The organism is Neptuniibacter marinus, assembly GCF_001597725.1.
Classification (GTDB): domain Bacteria; phylum Pseudomonadota; class Gammaproteobacteria; order Pseudomonadales; family Balneatricaceae; genus Neptuniibacter; species Neptuniibacter marinus.
Genome location: NZ_LUTR01000005.1, coordinates 41,255 through 56,031 on the forward strand (window position 1 = coordinate 41,255; position 14,777 = coordinate 56,031).

The following is a 14,777-nucleotide window of genomic DNA, read 5'->3' on the forward strand; positions in this document are numbered from 1 at the left end:
AAACAAAAGGTAGTCGTAAAACTGCTCTATTTTAAACAGCTTTTAAGAACTATTCGCTACAAAACTACCTGTTTATGCTTACGGTGCTGAAAAAGGATTCCTTCAGCACTAAAAATAGCCAAACCGATCCAAATAAGTACAAAAGGCACTAAGCGTTGTCCATTCATAGGCTCATGGTAATAAAAAACCGCAATCAGGAATGCAATACTAGGACCTATGTACTGTAATAAACCAATCAGTGTCAGGCTAAGGCGGCGCGCTCCTGATGCAAAAGCGAGCAAAGGTAAGCTTGTTACGAGGCCCGCGAACAGTAGTAACCACACCATATGAGTATCAGCACTCAGAATCTGGAATTGATCCTGACTAAAAAGCCATCCCATGTACACTAATGAGATAGGTAGCAACCACAATGTTTCAATTAACAAACCGCTTACCGAGTCGACCGGAATCTGCTTACGAAGCACGCTATAAGCAGAAAAGCAGCAGGCTAAAGTTAATGCGATCCAAGGTAATTCGCCAAGTAGAAACACTTGATAAGCAACAGCGCAAGTTGCTAAACCAATAGAGATCCATTGAACCGCTCTAAGTCTCTCGTTAAAAAATATCATTCCAAACAGTATATTTATCAAAGGGTTAATAAAATAACCCAATGTAGTCTCTACGATCTTTCCTTGACCTACGGCCCAAATAAAGATTAACCAATTAATGGCAATGACCACTGCAGATAGCGCCAAACCGGATATGATTCGTGGCCGTTTAAATAACTGAAAAATCTCACGCGTACGCTGAGTAACAATAATAAACAGTATCAAAAAAACGACAGACCAAAGTACCCTGTGTGCTAACACCTCAAGCGGTGAAATTTGGCTTACCAATTTAAAATAAACAGGAACAAACCCCCACATAACGAAGGCTGCACTGGCAAAATAAATCCCTTGAAGTTGTTCAGATCTAGACTGTATGTCCATCAAGTATGTATTCCTAAAAGATAGTCAGTGGAACAGCTCTGGCATGTAACGATAAATTCTATGTGGTTACTACGCTTAAAGTGCATAAGCTGTTACGGGGGCACAGTTTAATTAGTATTGGCACGTTATGGGTCATTTTTAATGATACAGAGTGTTGCACTTATGAGAGTCTGGCCAATTAAGTCACCAAAAAGGCCGAAAAATCGCGAGTAGGTAGAGGCATGATTTTTGCTTTTTTATTCCCCTACAACGACAAAAATAAAGGGGAGACGCCGTGATTAATAAAACATACCAACCATTCATTTTATTGTCTTTACTGCTACTAATTGCAATTCCTGCTCAAGCGACACCAGAGATTGTCTGGAAAAAACAGGCCGACTATATTGCCATTAGCACACTAAGTGGAGCAAATAATAATAACCACCCAAAGGATATTTCGGTTGAGACTATCGCAAGACTACTGAGCCATGTTCAAGTCAAAAATAGCACTTATAATCCGAGTGATTCTATATGGGATGATAGCGATGAGGTACTCGTCCGAGTTTTTACTGACCGTGAAATAGATTTATTAGGTCATAAGCTCAATCAGGCTTTTAAGCAGGTAAAATCGAATGAAGTTATTACCTTTTCAGTCTCAGACTTTCGCTCCGCCTACATAGGCCGGAAAAGATTATCTATTAGCGGCACAGTCTTTATCAAAGATAACCACTTGAACCTGCTTATCGGAGCGATGCATGCAGACTTATTAGCAGAAAAACTACGTACAGGTATCACCGGCACTTATGGTCGTCTTAAAAATGATTTAAGTAATGGCGAGATTCAAGGCGAAACTGCCCACGAGTGGCAGCTGGTAAGCTTTAGTGGCGCAGAGCTAGTCAATAACCGGACAGACTGGTTATCGGTCGATATGCAACGAGAGTACCCCTATGCGGTTATTAAGCAAAACAAAGAGCGAGCGGATGAAAAGTACCTAACAGAAGCTCAGCAGGCTCAATCAAGTGATGCACTCGAAGCACGTATTATCAAGCTGGAGCAGGAAAGGGTTGGTAAGACGAATGCGCCGATTGCTGGCGAGAGTGTCATTGAAGGGCGCTTACGTAAGCTTCAAGCTCTATATGATACAGGCGCACTACCTGAGACCGTCTACCTTGAAAAAGTACGCTCGATTATGGCTGACCTGTAATGTAGAAAAAATAGTCCTGAGGCCCTATAAATACTAGCCTCAGGGCTCGGCTTTACATAAATAAAACATCGACAGGTAAGGCCTTGTCTAGATCTTAATTTAGCCCCTATTTTTATTAAAATCTTTTGATGAAAGATATTCGTCTAATCGTAGAGATACTCTATACTGGCAAATGATTAAACTTATTTTTTAATCTTTTTTAATAATTTGTTCATAAAAAAACGTTTCCATAGGGTTGTCTGTAAACAACAGCAAGCATTGGAAAACAAAAAAATCAGGATAAGGTAATGAGCAGCAAATTAAGATTAGGCGAGATAGCGTTTGACGATGATGATTTTGATCATGGTTTTAAAAAGCCAAACACTGGATTGAATTCAAGGAAGAGGGCAGGAAAGAGCAAACGCAAAAAACAGGATTCGGATAACTATTTTGTCGAACGCAGTATGAAGCGTGGGACAATGGATAATTCAGAACTTCATTAAACAAGATACCCTGTACGCAAAAACCTGTTTATAAAAAAGAGCGATCGGCTCATATCGTATCGCTCTTTTCCAATTCCAGTATTCTGATTCAGTTACAGCAAGGCCAGAGAGTCAGCTGAGCACTCTAAATCAACGTTTCTTTTTAGCACTCCCTATCGCATTGTTTTTCTTCGCTGATTTTTGACCGATAATTTTTGTTCGTGATGCTTTGTTAACACGTTTCTTAGGGCCTTTTTTACTGATTCGTTTACGCAACCCCTCACGGCTACCTACTTCAAAGCCCGGCACGTAGACGCGACGGATGCTCGCACCAATAAAGCGCTCAATATTATCTAAAGCGCTTTCTTCTTCACGGCTGACAAAAGAGATCGCTTGGCCTTTAGCGCCTGCACGACCTGTACGGCCAATACGGTGAACATAATCTTCCGCTAAGTAGGGAAGGTTGTAGTTGACCACATGCTCTAAGCCTTTAATATCAAGTCCTCTGGCGGCTACTTCAGTTGCTACAAGCACTTGTACTTTACCGGCCTTAAAATCAGCAACCGCACGGCGGCGAGCCCCTTGGCTTTTATCTCCATGGCAAATGACCGCATCAATACCGTCAAACTTCAGGTCTTTCATTAGCTCATCGGCCTGACCTTTAGTACTGGTAAAAACCAATACTTGAAACCAGCTATGCTTTTTAATTAATTTAGCAAATAGATCCGCTTTACGTTTCTCTTCTACCGGATAGACAACATGATCCACGGTATCGGCAGTAATATTGGCTTTGGCTGCGCTAATGGTCTCATGACTGGTCAGAATTTTACGGGATAGAGTATGCACTGCACTAGATAAGGTTGCCGAGAAAAGCATGGTCTGACGTTTCTTGGCGCTTTTTTCCAAAATGGTCAACACATCACTGACAAAGCCCATATCCAGCATGCGGTCAGCCTCATCTAAGACGACAAACTCTGTTTGAGCCAGAGAAACATTACAGGCGGTGATATGTTCTAACAAACGCCCGGGTGTGGCGATTAGGATATCTGTGCCGTTACGCAATTTCTTTTTCTGGGTATCAAGGGTTGTGCCGCCGTAAACCGAGATGATACGTAAATCTAAATACTTATTATAACGAGAGATTGTTTCAAAAAGTTGCTGGGCAAGTTCGCGTGTTGGGGTTAAGATTACAGTCCGGGCTTGCGTAGCATTAAGCTCTTTAGGCTGATCATGCAGTTTTTGTAAAATAGGGAGTGCAAATGCAGCAGTTTTACCTGTACCTGTTTGAGCATTAGCTAAGAGATCCTTTCCGCGACGCGCAGGGATAATGGCTTGCTGCTGAATAGGGGTCATCTCTTCATAACCACAATCATCCAATGCTTGCTGGATAGCAGGTGCAAGATCTAAGGCGGTAAACTTCATATATCTCTCTCAATATGCGCATTAGGCGCGAGTCGCTAAAAGCGGGAATTATAAAGTAATTTAATCGATTAAGTTATAGCTAACTTAACCAGATCAACTATAGCTAAAGTCACAATAGGTAAATGACCGTTTAATAATCTATAGTAATGACGGTTGTGGGATATTTTTTAGATAATAAGAGTAAATAAATGACAATAACCCAGACACAGCTCACGGTTAACTTTCGTATAGAAGCTGGCTGCTTAGGTCCAGAGGGTGTTTCCCATATAGATCAGTTCTGTCTGTTGGCCCATAAAAGGTTAAAAGCCCTGCATTCAGATTTTATTGATTGGAACTTGACCCCACGAAGCGATAAGACACTTCCTGAAATTGACTATGCTATCAATGGAAAAATGCTTAGTCGTGCACAAGCGGCCCGATACTTTACGATATTCGATCAACATATTGAGGATTTTGAAGCTGCCGTCTTCGAACAACTCCCCATAATTATTGATCAATATTTTAGTCGCTAAGCGCTTTTACCCGCTAAATTCTCTATAAGTCAGATCTATCTGTAACCTTACGAGCCTTATTGAGGCTCAGCCTTGCCTATACTTGATACTAGATCATGCTACTATCTCTATATTCGTGACAGTCACAAATATAAGCAATGGAGTAGATGATTTACATGAGCAACCCCAAATCGCATCAATCCTCCTCAGCGATAACAGGCCAAGCAAGACGAGGACGTAAACCGCTATTCTCTGAATCAATGTCCGCATCAGAACGCAAGGCAAAGCAGAGGAGGGAACAGGACGCACGGATTATGGATATATCCGCATCAGAATGGTCTGAATCAGACTGCCTACGAGTACTGACCACTAAACGTTTTCAACCATTCCATGAATTGGCTTGGAGAAGAATCGGGCAAATCAAAGGCTATGTGCTTTAGACTTCTCATTGTCCGATTCAAAGTGACATCACTACCGGTTTGGTAAACCCTTAGCTCGTAATGCCTTTTAAAGCAGCCGTAATCGCAGCATAGCTCTTTTTAAGCCAAACCTTACTGCGCTGTCGCTCCATTAGGCTAAGGTGCTTAGACTCACTGTCTTTAACGTTAATAGCACCCCAGAAGCTTAAGCCTAACATATCAATTTTATTGATCGTTGATTCATGGAGCGCGGGTAGGGACATTTGACGTAGAACAGGAGCTTTAAGAGGATCGCTATTAAAATGAGGTAATGCTTCAATACCGCTAAAATCATTACCGCAGCCATAATTCTTAACGACGATACAGTTCATTAATGCGTTGTATTTAGCAAGGAACCGATCTAATAAATTAATAGAGTCCGGTCCACCATCTACGGTGTACCAGTAAACTAACTCAATGCCCATTTCAGAACACAGTGATAATACATCATTCTCTTCTATCCAGCTTTCTAGAAAACGCTGACTTTGAGCAGGTAGATCGATCAACAGATGGACATCCTGCTCCATAGCGATCTCCATGATCGTGTCGATACTTTCAAATAGGTCAAGATTGATAGGGCGTGTGTAACCGTCGTAATAACGGGTTAACGTGGGATGGGATTGATCTGCATCTAAACCTACATAAGCAATATCATTATCAAGAAAATATTGCGATAAGGTACGGGAAAGAACGGATTTACCTACGCCGCCTTTTTCACCACCTACAAAATGAATCATGCTCATTCTAGCTATTCCTTAAAAGGGACTTTAACGTCATTATTTAGAGTAAATATTAGCAATCATTAGGCCAAGCAAAAAAACGCGCTTATAGTGGTTTAACTTCCAGTTTAGGTTACTTAGGCAGTCTACATGCTTTTTGATAGTGCAGCGGATAAAAAATATCGCACCTAAATAGCTCAAAACCTACCGCACTCAAAAGATCATATTACTCTGTCATTATTTGGATTTTATGAAAATTTCCAGTCAATAAGTAGAACATCATAACTAAATATAAAAACACTTGTTTTTCATAAGGTTGCAGAAAACTAATAAGATATAAAATCATATGGAAACATAATTTTCAGCCATTGTTTCCTGTGTTTAAACCCTTCGACGCCGCAATTTTTATTGGAAGATGAATCACAAAACGAGTACCTCCTTCAGGCGGAGACTCCATTTTAATCTGACCATGCATTAGTTGAGTCACCCACTGATGAACAAGATGCAAGCCTAATCCTGTATGACCTATACCTCGACCACTTGTCACAAAAGGATCAAACAAACACTCTCTTAGCTCAGGGGAAACTCCCTTACCATTATCGCTTACCGATAACACAACCCATTCTTCACTAAGTTCTGTCTGTAACGTTATTTCTCCTTGCTGCATTCCTTCGGTTCCGTAAGTGATCGCATTGATAATTAAGTTTTGTAATATCTGTGATACGACACCTGGATAGCCTGTGAGTACTAAGTCTCTATTCGCTTTATTAACAACATGGGTACCCGAATTTCTTAACTTAGGCGTTAGGGTGCAGAGCAAATCACTAACCACTTGATCAAGGTTGAACTGAATAACTTCCTCATTCGCACGATCTAACGCCAACCGCTTAAAAGCTCTTAATTAAAGCCGCGGCTCTTTTAAGATTGTTTTCAACGAGAGCCAAGCCCTCTTCTGTGTGTTCAACATAGTCATCAAGTGCCTGCCTCGTTAAGCCATCATCTATAGATTGCTTAAGCGAACGTTGGAAACTTTGTAGACTTGATGTGGAAATTAAGGCACCGCCAACGGGGGTATTAAGTTCATGGGCAACCCCAGCCACCATCATTCCTAAAGAGGATAGCTTCCGAGTTTCAACTAATTCATTTTGTAATAACTGCTGTTGGGATAAGGCACTATCGAGCTCATGGTTAAGCTGTTTCAATTCATGTTTTTCTCGTGCCAGTGTTTTGGTTAATGTTTTTAGGTTTTTTTGCATAGCGAAATCGCGGAACAATATTTTCCCACCAATCAGCATGATGCATATCATAACCACTAAAGCCGGCTTAGCCGCACACCATTCAATTTGAGTCACTTTATCGGTTGGTGTACGGATAATCATATAAATACTTTCCGCAACCGCTGGGGAGCTCTCGCTGGAGAGACTGATTAGACGCGCGCTGATTAGCTCGCCGTCATAAGGCTCAAGAATGCTGTTTTTTTCCTTGTTAATATATTCCCAAAGCAGGGGGGCTTTATGTTTTAGATTATTATCTGGCTGCTGTAAGGCAGAGCCCCACTCTTTTTCTTGATTGGGATGTAACAACCAGTTTCCCCAGGCATCAACTAGCATGACCTCAGATTCAGGAGTGCTCAGTGCTCGGATCTTCTCAATAAGGGTTGTGAGATCGTAGTTGATCATCAATAAGCCGTGTCGCATCCCATATCGTTCTGTGGTTTGAAAACCAATGCGAAATACCGGCTGGAAAGGTTTAATAATCTGGCCATTTTCAATATTTAAATCTATAGGTGATATATAGATTTCTGGTGGAAAAACCTCCATTGCATTTTTAAAATAGTAACGGTGACTTTTATCTTGTAAAGCATTATCGGGTACTATTTGGGTAGCGCCATTATTAATGTTAATTCGAACTTTTTCATGTCCCTTAGCATCCAGCCAGCGTACCTGTAAAAGGTGATCAACGGCATTACCAAACTGATTAAAAACGTTTTTTAATCTTCGCTGATTCAGCGTATTAAACAGAGACAAGCTACTTAAAAGATCGCTATCGGTTGATAGTAATCGTAAGGTGTTACGAATATCACCCAGTTCTCTATTTATATCGATCACTGCGAGTGTAATCTGCTCCTCATGCAACGCCCTTAGTTGGTCAATTTGCTCATCTTTGATCTTAGTGTAGAGCATCACACTACTGAGTAGGGCAAAGACCGTTAGCGCCGAAACAAAAAGAAGGCGTTTGTGGTTAAATTTATTAAACCATATATGAACCTCATCTAAATGTGTGCTCCCCCTGAGAGGTTTAGACGAGTTCATGTCGTTTGCTGCGTGTTTAGCCAGTCAATAACTTTACTTACCGACATAGGACGTGCGAATAAATAGCCCTGTGCTACGTAGCACCCTCGGTTCAATAAATACTGGCGTTGAAGTTCAGTTTCTACACCTTCGGCTACAACAGCAAAACCAAACTGTTCACCAAGATGAAGTATCATTTCAACCACATGGTTTCCAGCGTCATTTTCACCCAGATGGTCGATAAAGCTTTTATCGATCTTTAATGTCGTCGCTTCTAGATAAGCCACATGAGCAAGGGAAGAGTAACCTGTGCCAAAATCGTCAATACTCACCCCGAGCCCCAGATCAGAAAACTGTTTTAAGGTTGGGTTTATCTGCTCGTAACTCAACATGGCTTGGGATTCAGTGACCTCAATATCTAACAGGTGGCCATCAAGACCACTGCGCCCAATCATATCTAATACAGTTCTAACATAATCTTTATGATGCAGATTTGAGCAGCTGGCGTTAAATGAAATAGGGAGATCAAAGCCAGCTTTCTGAAGTAAGATTGCCGCTTCAATCGTTTGCTTTGCGGCTTCTATATCTAAATGGCTAATTAAGCCTGCGGTTTCGGCTAAAGGAATAAAACGGTCCGGTGGAATAACTTGACCATCCGGTTTTTGCCAACGTAAGAGTGCTTCAAAACCTGTGGCTTTACCACTTCTCATATTAACTTTCGGCTGTAAAACGATAAAAAACTCATGATTATCAATCGCAGCATGAAGGTCCATCAGTAGATGATGGCTGGCGGTGATCGACCTCATGATTTCGGGTTCATAATCGATAATCCGCTGACCTTTAATATGTGCCATATTTGCGGTTGATTCTGATAACTGCAATATCTGTTCGGCTTTAACCTCAGTCAGTAAACTTAAATCGATCCTTGCTACCGTAAGCCGGAGTCTGTGAATAGTGTTGTTGAGTGTGAGCCGCTGATCAATCATATGTGACAGCTTTTCTTCTGTTAGTATGCTTTTTTTATTGAATAAGATAGCGAAAGTGCAGTCGCCAGTACGGGCGATTAAGTCTTTAGGGTAAACCCCATGGATATTAAGCAACAAGGCGGTCAATAGGTCTTCGCAATAATGCTCACCAAAAGTGACCATCATGCCGGTAAAGTCATTGACGACAACAATCATCAACCGACTTTCAAGTTTCTCCTCCTTAGTCATTGCTGATAGCTCACGTAACAGCCAATTTCGGTTATAAGATTTAAGTACTTGATCTTTATAAGCAAGGTTGGTTAGTCGGCTAACCAGCGCAACGGCGGTAAAACCACTGCTAATATTCTCGCTAAATACTTGCAGTAGATTGATATGGCCATCGGTTAACCGCTCTCTGGAGTGAACCAAGACAATATAGTGTTTTTGATCAATATTAGGCGTATCGAAATAGAGAATAGAGGAATCCGTGCCAAATAGGTGACCACGCTTTTCTGCTGCGCAAACAAAGCCAGGGTAATACTCATCTAAATTAAGCTCGGATAATGCTTTATGGGTGGAGCCGCTATAAGCGCCGCTCGCGGCTAGCACTCGAGCATTAGAGGAAAACTGTTTACCTTGGTAAGCAAAGCAAACAATACCACCTTGTTTGATACCAATAATACGCTCAATCTCATTGAGCACAGTTTCGGTAAAGCTTACTAGGTTTTGCTTGCTGCTGATGCTTCGTGCGGCATCAACAACCATCTGTAGTCCTTGCTTAGCTTGAATAAGCTCGGAGAGATAGCGCCAAGTGCGAATATGGCTACTCACAACCGTATGCAGGGTATCCCGAGCTAAGTCTGATTTATTCCAATATTCATCTATATCATACTTAGCCATTACTTCATGGCGGGGAGCCATGCCTGGTTGGCCCGTGACCAAGATAATACGCACCGCTGAATTACCTAAAACCTCGCGAATCGTGCTCGCAAGCCTCAAACCGGCATCATCTTCTTCCATAACGACATCCAGTAAAATAACACTGATGTCACTATTGCGGGAGATAATATCAGCCGCTTCACTCACTGAATTTGCAGTTAATATTTCGACGGGACGTTCATAAACAACTAAATCTTGTAGGCTATAAATCAGTGATGCCTGATAAGTCAGGTCATCCTCAACACTTAGCACTTTCCATGGCGTTACAGTGGTTTTTTTAACAGTAGAATTTTCAGAAAAATGGAATAATTCTAACTCTGACATGAATAATCCTTTGTTCTAGTCAACTGCTTCGAAGCTTAGCTTAATACTATGATTTTGCAATGAATGTTAATAACAAGAAAGAGCTTCATTTTCTAACCTTCTGTTTTTAAGGTATATTTTCTCGCCCTTCAAAAATAGACATTATCGGTAAAGCGAAAGCGTTTGCTTATCAGGTGGTGATGGTTGTTTTTCATTTGCAAAACACCGACCTTAATAAAACACGTAGATCACAATGGGTAGAATAGTGAGGGCACAGCATCCCCGATGAAAAAGTAGAATCCCGTATTCCGCAAACCCTTAACAATATTCGCAACGCTATACCTTTATGTGATCAGGTTCGTTTACCGGATAATTCCAGTTACACCGAACCATTCCAGCCGGTTGCAACGGTTCGCTCCAAAGGCGTTACTCTCCAAAAAGATCCACGGCCGAACTGGATGGAAGGGATTTTAATAGACCTTATTGATACCTCTTAACCAGTTTGGCAAATGCTATTATTCTGTTTAATTGCTGCCGATAAGGCCGAAATGACTTGTAAAGGTGTATTTTCTTGCCATTTCAAGCCGATACTTCGCTCAATTTCTAGGCCCGAAACATTAATAATGCTCAGATCAGAGGGGACAAGGCTTTTCGGCGCTAAAGTGATGTTGTGACTTCTTCTTACTAATTCAAAAGCTAAGCTTTCACTTTCAGTTCTCATTTGCAAATTAAGTTTTACGCCCTCTGCTTTAAGCCTAGCTCTACCCAGCGAATCTAGCTCACAACTTGAGCGGTGTATGAAAGGGTATTTGGATAAATCCCGAATAGACATGAAGTTAGTTGTTCCAGCATAAGGGTGATCAGGCGCGACTACCGCAACCAATGGCTCTCGCCAGAGCAATTGAGTATTAGGGGTTAAGCTACCCACATTACTCAGAACAATATTTAGTCGTTTCTGGCTGAACCAGCTTTCTATCCTGTCATTTGAACCTTCCCATAAATCTAACCGAGTGTTGGAGTCATTAAGCTGGAATGCCTCTAACAGGTTAATAATAAAGTCTTGTGGTAATGTATCGAGTACCCCCAAAACCAATTTTTTTTCGTGACTAGAATCACCTAAAAACTCAGCTTGAGCTAATTCGCATTGACCAAGGATATCAATCGCTCGACGATAGAAGCCCTGTCCCTTAGGGGTTAAGCGTAATGGCCGGTTAGCTGGCCCGCTTCGGTCAAATAAAGCTCCTCCCAATTCGTCTTCTAAGGCCTTAAGACCTGCGGAGATTGACGGCTGGGAAATATGCAAACGTTCAGCCGCATTAATCGCACTACCATAATCAACAACAGCAACAAGAAAGCGTAGGTGCTGAATTTTTATCATAGAAATATCCAATAACATAAAATAAAAACAATCGAATATAATTATAATACAAATATTGTTAATTTGTGGCTATCTAGCAATTCTAGGAGTACTTATAATGACGACGCTTTCTACTTTAGAATTTCTACAAAGGCATATAGAAAACAATCTGCCTATGAATGCCACAACTGAAATGCGCTACCCGACAGCCATATCAAAACTGCTTGATTTTCGTATCATCGCTATTGCTAAAGGCCAGGCGACATTGAGTATATGTACAGACCCAAGTGTTCATGGCAATCAACAGGGGACCGTGCATGGCGGTTTACTGAGCGAGTTGGCTGATGCTGCTATTGGAACCGCTCATTCAACCGCCATACAAAAGGGTGAATCATTTACCAGTCTCGATCTCCAAATCAAGTTTTTTCGCCCTGTGTGGCAATCGACCCTTACCGCTACAGCCAGTCCTGTTCAGCGAGGGCAAATGATAAGCCATTATCAGTGTGAGATTGCCCGTGAGAACGGTGACATGGTTGCGCTTGCGTCGGGTACCGTAATGACCTTGCGTGGGGATTCAGCGCGGGGTCGTTAGCTTTAGGGCGCTTCTTAAAATGGGAATAAAAATTTAAGTTTTTAAAGTGTTTGTATTATGAATAAAACAGATCGCTTGTTCACGCCCGTTCTAATCGCAGGGTGCCTTATTATATTAATCAGTTTTGCGGTTAGGTCATCCTTCGGCATATTTCAAATTCCTATTGCTGAGGAGTTTAACTGGCTCAGAGCTGACTTTTCGTTTGCTATCGCTATCCAGAACCTTTTCTGGGGAATTGGACAGCCCTTATTTGGAGCGTTGGCTGAAAAATATGGTGATAGAAAAGCAATTATTGTGGGGGCAATAACCTATGCGACAGGATTAGTCCTGTCTTCATATGCCATTACCCCAGGCCAACATCAGCTTCTTGAAATGCTGGTTGGGTTTGGTATTGCAGGTACCGGATTTGGGGTAATACTTGCAGTGGTTGGTCGTGCAGCATCGGATAAGTATCGATCTCTAGCCTTAGGTATTGCTACTGCTGCAGGTTCTGCCGGCCAAATCGTCGGGCCACCTTTGGCACAGTTCCTACTACGCGATTTTCAATGGCAATCAGTTTTTATAATCTTTGCTGTGCTTGTTTTATTATCACTCGTCGCACTCTTTTTTATGCGAGTACCGCCCCCAGAAAAAGTAGAAAAAATAGAAGAAGGCCTAGGCCAGGTTATTTATAAGGCAATAAAAGACCCAACTTTTACGTTTATTTTTGTTGGCTTTTTCTCCTGTGGTTATCAGTTGGCATTTATTACTGCACACTTCCCAGCCTTCATTACCGAAATGTGCAGCGCTGTAGCACCGGGCAGTATCATTCAATCTTTAGGTATATCGTCAACATCAACACTGGGTGCAGCAGCTATTGCTCTTATCGGCATTTCCAATATTGGGGGCACTATCCTAGCGGGGTGGTTAGGTAATAGGTATTCCCGAAAGTATCTCCTTGCGGGTATCTATTTAATGCGAACCCTTGTTGCCGGAGCCTTTATTATTAACCCGATTACGCCAGAGTCCGTAGTCATTTTCTCTATTCTTATGGGGGCATTGTGGTTAGCTACCGTTCCCTTAACCTCTGGGTTAATAGGGCAGATTTATGGCCTGCGTTATATGGGCACTTTATATGGTTTAGTTTTTTTCTCACATCAACTAGGCGGTTTCTTAGGTGTGTGGTTGGGCGGCTCAATGTATGACCTATACGGAAGTTATACGCTTGTATGGTGGGTTGGTATTGGAGTAGGTGCGTTCTCTGCTCTTATTCACTTACCCGTCAACGAACGCCCGTGGAAAAGTCGTCAAATCAATGCTTGTTAGGTTAGGTATTGAAAGTAAGCCAACGTAATAGACCTTGTAATGTCGCAACTGACGGAGTTGCAAGGTCAATGTTAAAACGAGAAAGTGTGTATTATCGCAAATATTTAGTGACGGTCACAAAAATAACAACGATGGCTTACTTTATACCCGCGAAAAGATACTCTCTGCTCGCAGCGGCAAGCGACCCAGTAAAAAAATCGCCTATTAGATGATCTATTTTTCTATCTAGCGTGAGAAGCAAGCGCGGCTATTAGACGCCTCTTTCAAGAACCCTATTTTTTCCACCGAACAAGACAGCTATCGCTGGAGCAAGTTTAAGAACTTAGATCCAGAAGTGATGTCCAATTTAGTCAAAGAGAAGGTCTTTCCGTTTATCAAAACGATTACTTCCAACATGAAAACTAGTGGTTATCTCAGTCGCAAATGGCACCAGTGCAGATAACAACAGCTATCAGGTTAAAAACGTGTTTGACTCAGGGGAATTGGACGAAACAGCAACGACCGAGGATTTTCGGTCGTTCGCCAATAGATGCTGGTAATGACCAGAAGGATAGGGGAGGAATGACGCGCTTGGAGGGTATTATTCGCTGCGCTCACTTGGGCCGTCAAAGATCCGTTCTCTTGCATCCTAAGCGGTATGACCAGAATTGGCGTTACTTGTTTTCAAAACAAATTAGCCCTTTCTTTTAATTCTATTGGCCAGAGTTTTTACTGTAATGAGTCGAGTACCTATGATGCGCCAAGCGTTTGTTTTCCTTGGACAGGATTTAGATCGAGCTATCTGCGCCCTCGACAACGATCTTTTGACGGACGACGCGGCTCTCAAAGGTAACGATTCTTGGCCAACATTAAGCACGCCCTTACCTCATTGGATGGAACATTCATGAACACTTCGCAGAAAGATCAATGCGCCTTAACGGAAGAACAGATCTTAAAGGCCCCGGAATCCGACTATATGAACACAGAACAACTCGAATATTTTAGAAGTCGGTTAATGCAGCTTCATGAATCTATCAGTGGAAGAATCCAATAGGCTAAGAACAAAATGGCTAGTCCCCCTGAACTTAACGATGATAGTGATCGGGCATCTTGGGAGGAAGAGTGTAGTACTTCATTGCGGATTTTGGATCGAGAACAAAAGCTGCTGCCTAAAATCATCCAATCATTGGAGCGCATACGCCTAGGTACCTATGGCTACTGTCTGGAGTCGGATGAACCTATAGGCATTCCACGCCTTTTAGCAAGACCGACTGCTGAATACTGCGCAGACATCAAAGCCGATAGGGAATTAAAGGAACGTGTTTACCGAGATTAGATTCTGCA

Annotated in this window: 16 protein-coding genes; 9 read left to right on the forward strand and 7 right to left on the reverse strand. The window is 41.9% G+C overall.

What is annotated here, in order from left to right; genetic code table 11:
- Nucleotides 1–56: 56 nt before the first annotated feature.
- A complete protein-coding gene (gene rarD, locus A3774_RS05965) occupies nucleotides 57–968 on the reverse strand; it encodes an EamA family transporter RarD (RefSeq protein WP_067864676.1) in 912 nt (303 codons plus the stop codon).
- A 274-nt stretch (nucleotides 969–1,242) separates the two neighbouring features.
- Between rarD and A3774_RS05970 the strand changes: the two genes are divergently transcribed.
- Both A3774_RS05970 and A3774_RS05975 read left to right on the forward strand, forming a co-directional pair.
- Nucleotides 1,243–2,151: a hypothetical protein gene (locus A3774_RS05970; RefSeq protein WP_067864679.1), complete on the forward strand. Its 909-nt coding sequence runs from the start codon at nucleotides 1,243–1,245 to the stop codon at nucleotides 2,149–2,151.
- 287 nt (nucleotides 2,152–2,438) lie between these two features.
- On the forward strand, nucleotides 2,439–2,633 hold the full coding sequence (locus A3774_RS05975; RefSeq protein WP_067864682.1) for a hypothetical protein: 195 nt from the start codon (nucleotides 2,439–2,441) through the stop codon (nucleotides 2,631–2,633).
- A 129-nt stretch (nucleotides 2,634–2,762) separates the two neighbouring features.
- Here the strand turns inward: A3774_RS05975 and A3774_RS05980 are convergent, their stop codons facing one another.
- Nucleotides 2,763–4,034 (reverse strand): DEAD/DEAH box helicase, encoded by a 1,272-nt coding sequence (locus A3774_RS05980; protein ID WP_067864685.1) that lies wholly within the window; start codon nucleotides 4,032–4,034, stop codon nucleotides 2,763–2,765.
- 188 nt (nucleotides 4,035–4,222) lie between these two features.
- On the opposite strand from A3774_RS05980, the gene A3774_RS05985 reads away from it, so the two are divergent.
- Nucleotides 4,223–4,546, forward strand: a complete 324-nt coding sequence (locus tag A3774_RS05985) for a hypothetical protein (RefSeq protein WP_067864688.1) — start codon at nucleotides 4,223–4,225, stop codon at nucleotides 4,544–4,546.
- Nucleotides 4,547–4,701: 155 nt separating this feature from the next.
- Nucleotides 4,702–4,965, forward strand: a complete 264-nt coding sequence (locus A3774_RS05990; RefSeq protein WP_231867951.1) for a hypothetical protein — start codon at nucleotides 4,702–4,704, stop codon at nucleotides 4,963–4,965.
- 50 nt (nucleotides 4,966–5,015) lie between these two features.
- On the opposite strand, the gene A3774_RS05995 is transcribed toward A3774_RS05990, so the two are convergent.
- The 5 genes from A3774_RS05995 to A3774_RS06015 form a co-directional block, all read right to left on the reverse strand.
- Nucleotides 5,016–5,726: a P-loop NTPase family protein gene (locus A3774_RS05995; protein ID WP_067864694.1), complete on the reverse strand. Its 711-nt coding sequence runs from the start codon at nucleotides 5,724–5,726 to the stop codon at nucleotides 5,016–5,018.
- Nucleotides 5,727–6,063: 337 nt separating this feature from the next.
- Nucleotides 6,064–6,585 carry a sensor histidine kinase gene (locus A3774_RS06000; RefSeq protein ID WP_067864697.1) on the reverse strand — a complete coding sequence of 174 codons (522 nt, stop codon included), beginning with the start codon at nucleotides 6,583–6,585 and terminating at the stop codon, nucleotides 6,064–6,066.
- A gap of 4 nt (nucleotides 6,586–6,589) precedes the next feature.
- Entirely contained in the window at nucleotides 6,590–8,014 is a 1,425-nt protein-coding gene (locus tag A3774_RS06005) for a sensor histidine kinase (protein ID WP_067864700.1), read from the reverse strand.
- Nucleotides 8,011–10,221: a GGDEF/EAL domain-containing response regulator gene (locus A3774_RS06010; RefSeq protein ID WP_067864703.1), complete on the reverse strand. Its 2,211-nt coding sequence runs from the start codon at nucleotides 10,219–10,221 to the stop codon at nucleotides 8,011–8,013. Before A3774_RS06010 ends, A3774_RS06005 begins: the two co-directional genes overlap by 4 nt.
- A 472-nt stretch (nucleotides 10,222–10,693) precedes the next feature.
- A complete protein-coding gene (locus tag A3774_RS06015) occupies nucleotides 10,694–11,578 on the reverse strand; it encodes a LysR family transcriptional regulator (RefSeq protein WP_067864706.1) in 885 nt (294 codons plus the stop codon).
- 97 nt (nucleotides 11,579–11,675) lie between these two features.
- Here A3774_RS06015 and A3774_RS06020 point away from each other — a divergent pair, with 97 nt between their 5' ends.
- The 5 genes from A3774_RS06020 to A3774_RS17000 all read left to right on the forward strand — a co-directional run bounded on the left by A3774_RS06020 (nucleotide 11,676) and on the right by A3774_RS17000 (nucleotide 14,769).
- Nucleotides 11,676–12,149, forward strand: a complete 474-nt coding sequence (locus A3774_RS06020) for a PaaI family thioesterase (RefSeq protein WP_156473665.1) — start codon at nucleotides 11,676–11,678, stop codon at nucleotides 12,147–12,149.
- Nucleotides 12,150–12,206: 57 nt separating this feature from the next.
- Entirely contained in the window at nucleotides 12,207–13,454 is a 1,248-nt protein-coding gene (locus A3774_RS06025; protein ID WP_067864709.1) for an MFS transporter, read from the forward strand.
- Between the two features lie 716 nt (nucleotides 13,455–14,170).
- The gene (locus tag A3774_RS16590; protein WP_156473666.1) at nucleotides 14,171–14,341 is read left to right on the forward strand and encodes a hypothetical protein; all 171 of its coding nucleotides are present in this window, start codon (nucleotides 14,171–14,173) and stop codon (nucleotides 14,339–14,341) included.
- On the forward strand, nucleotides 14,338–14,487 hold the full coding sequence (locus tag A3774_RS16995; protein WP_231867952.1) for a hypothetical protein: 150 nt from the start codon (nucleotides 14,338–14,340) through the stop codon (nucleotides 14,485–14,487). Before A3774_RS16590 ends, A3774_RS16995 begins: the two co-directional genes overlap by 4 nt.
- Before the next feature lie 12 nt (nucleotides 14,488–14,499).
- Nucleotides 14,500–14,769, forward strand: a complete 270-nt coding sequence (locus tag A3774_RS17000) for a TraR/DksA C4-type zinc finger protein (RefSeq protein ID WP_231867953.1) — start codon at nucleotides 14,500–14,502, stop codon at nucleotides 14,767–14,769.
- Nucleotides 14,770–14,777: the final 8 nt, after the last annotated feature.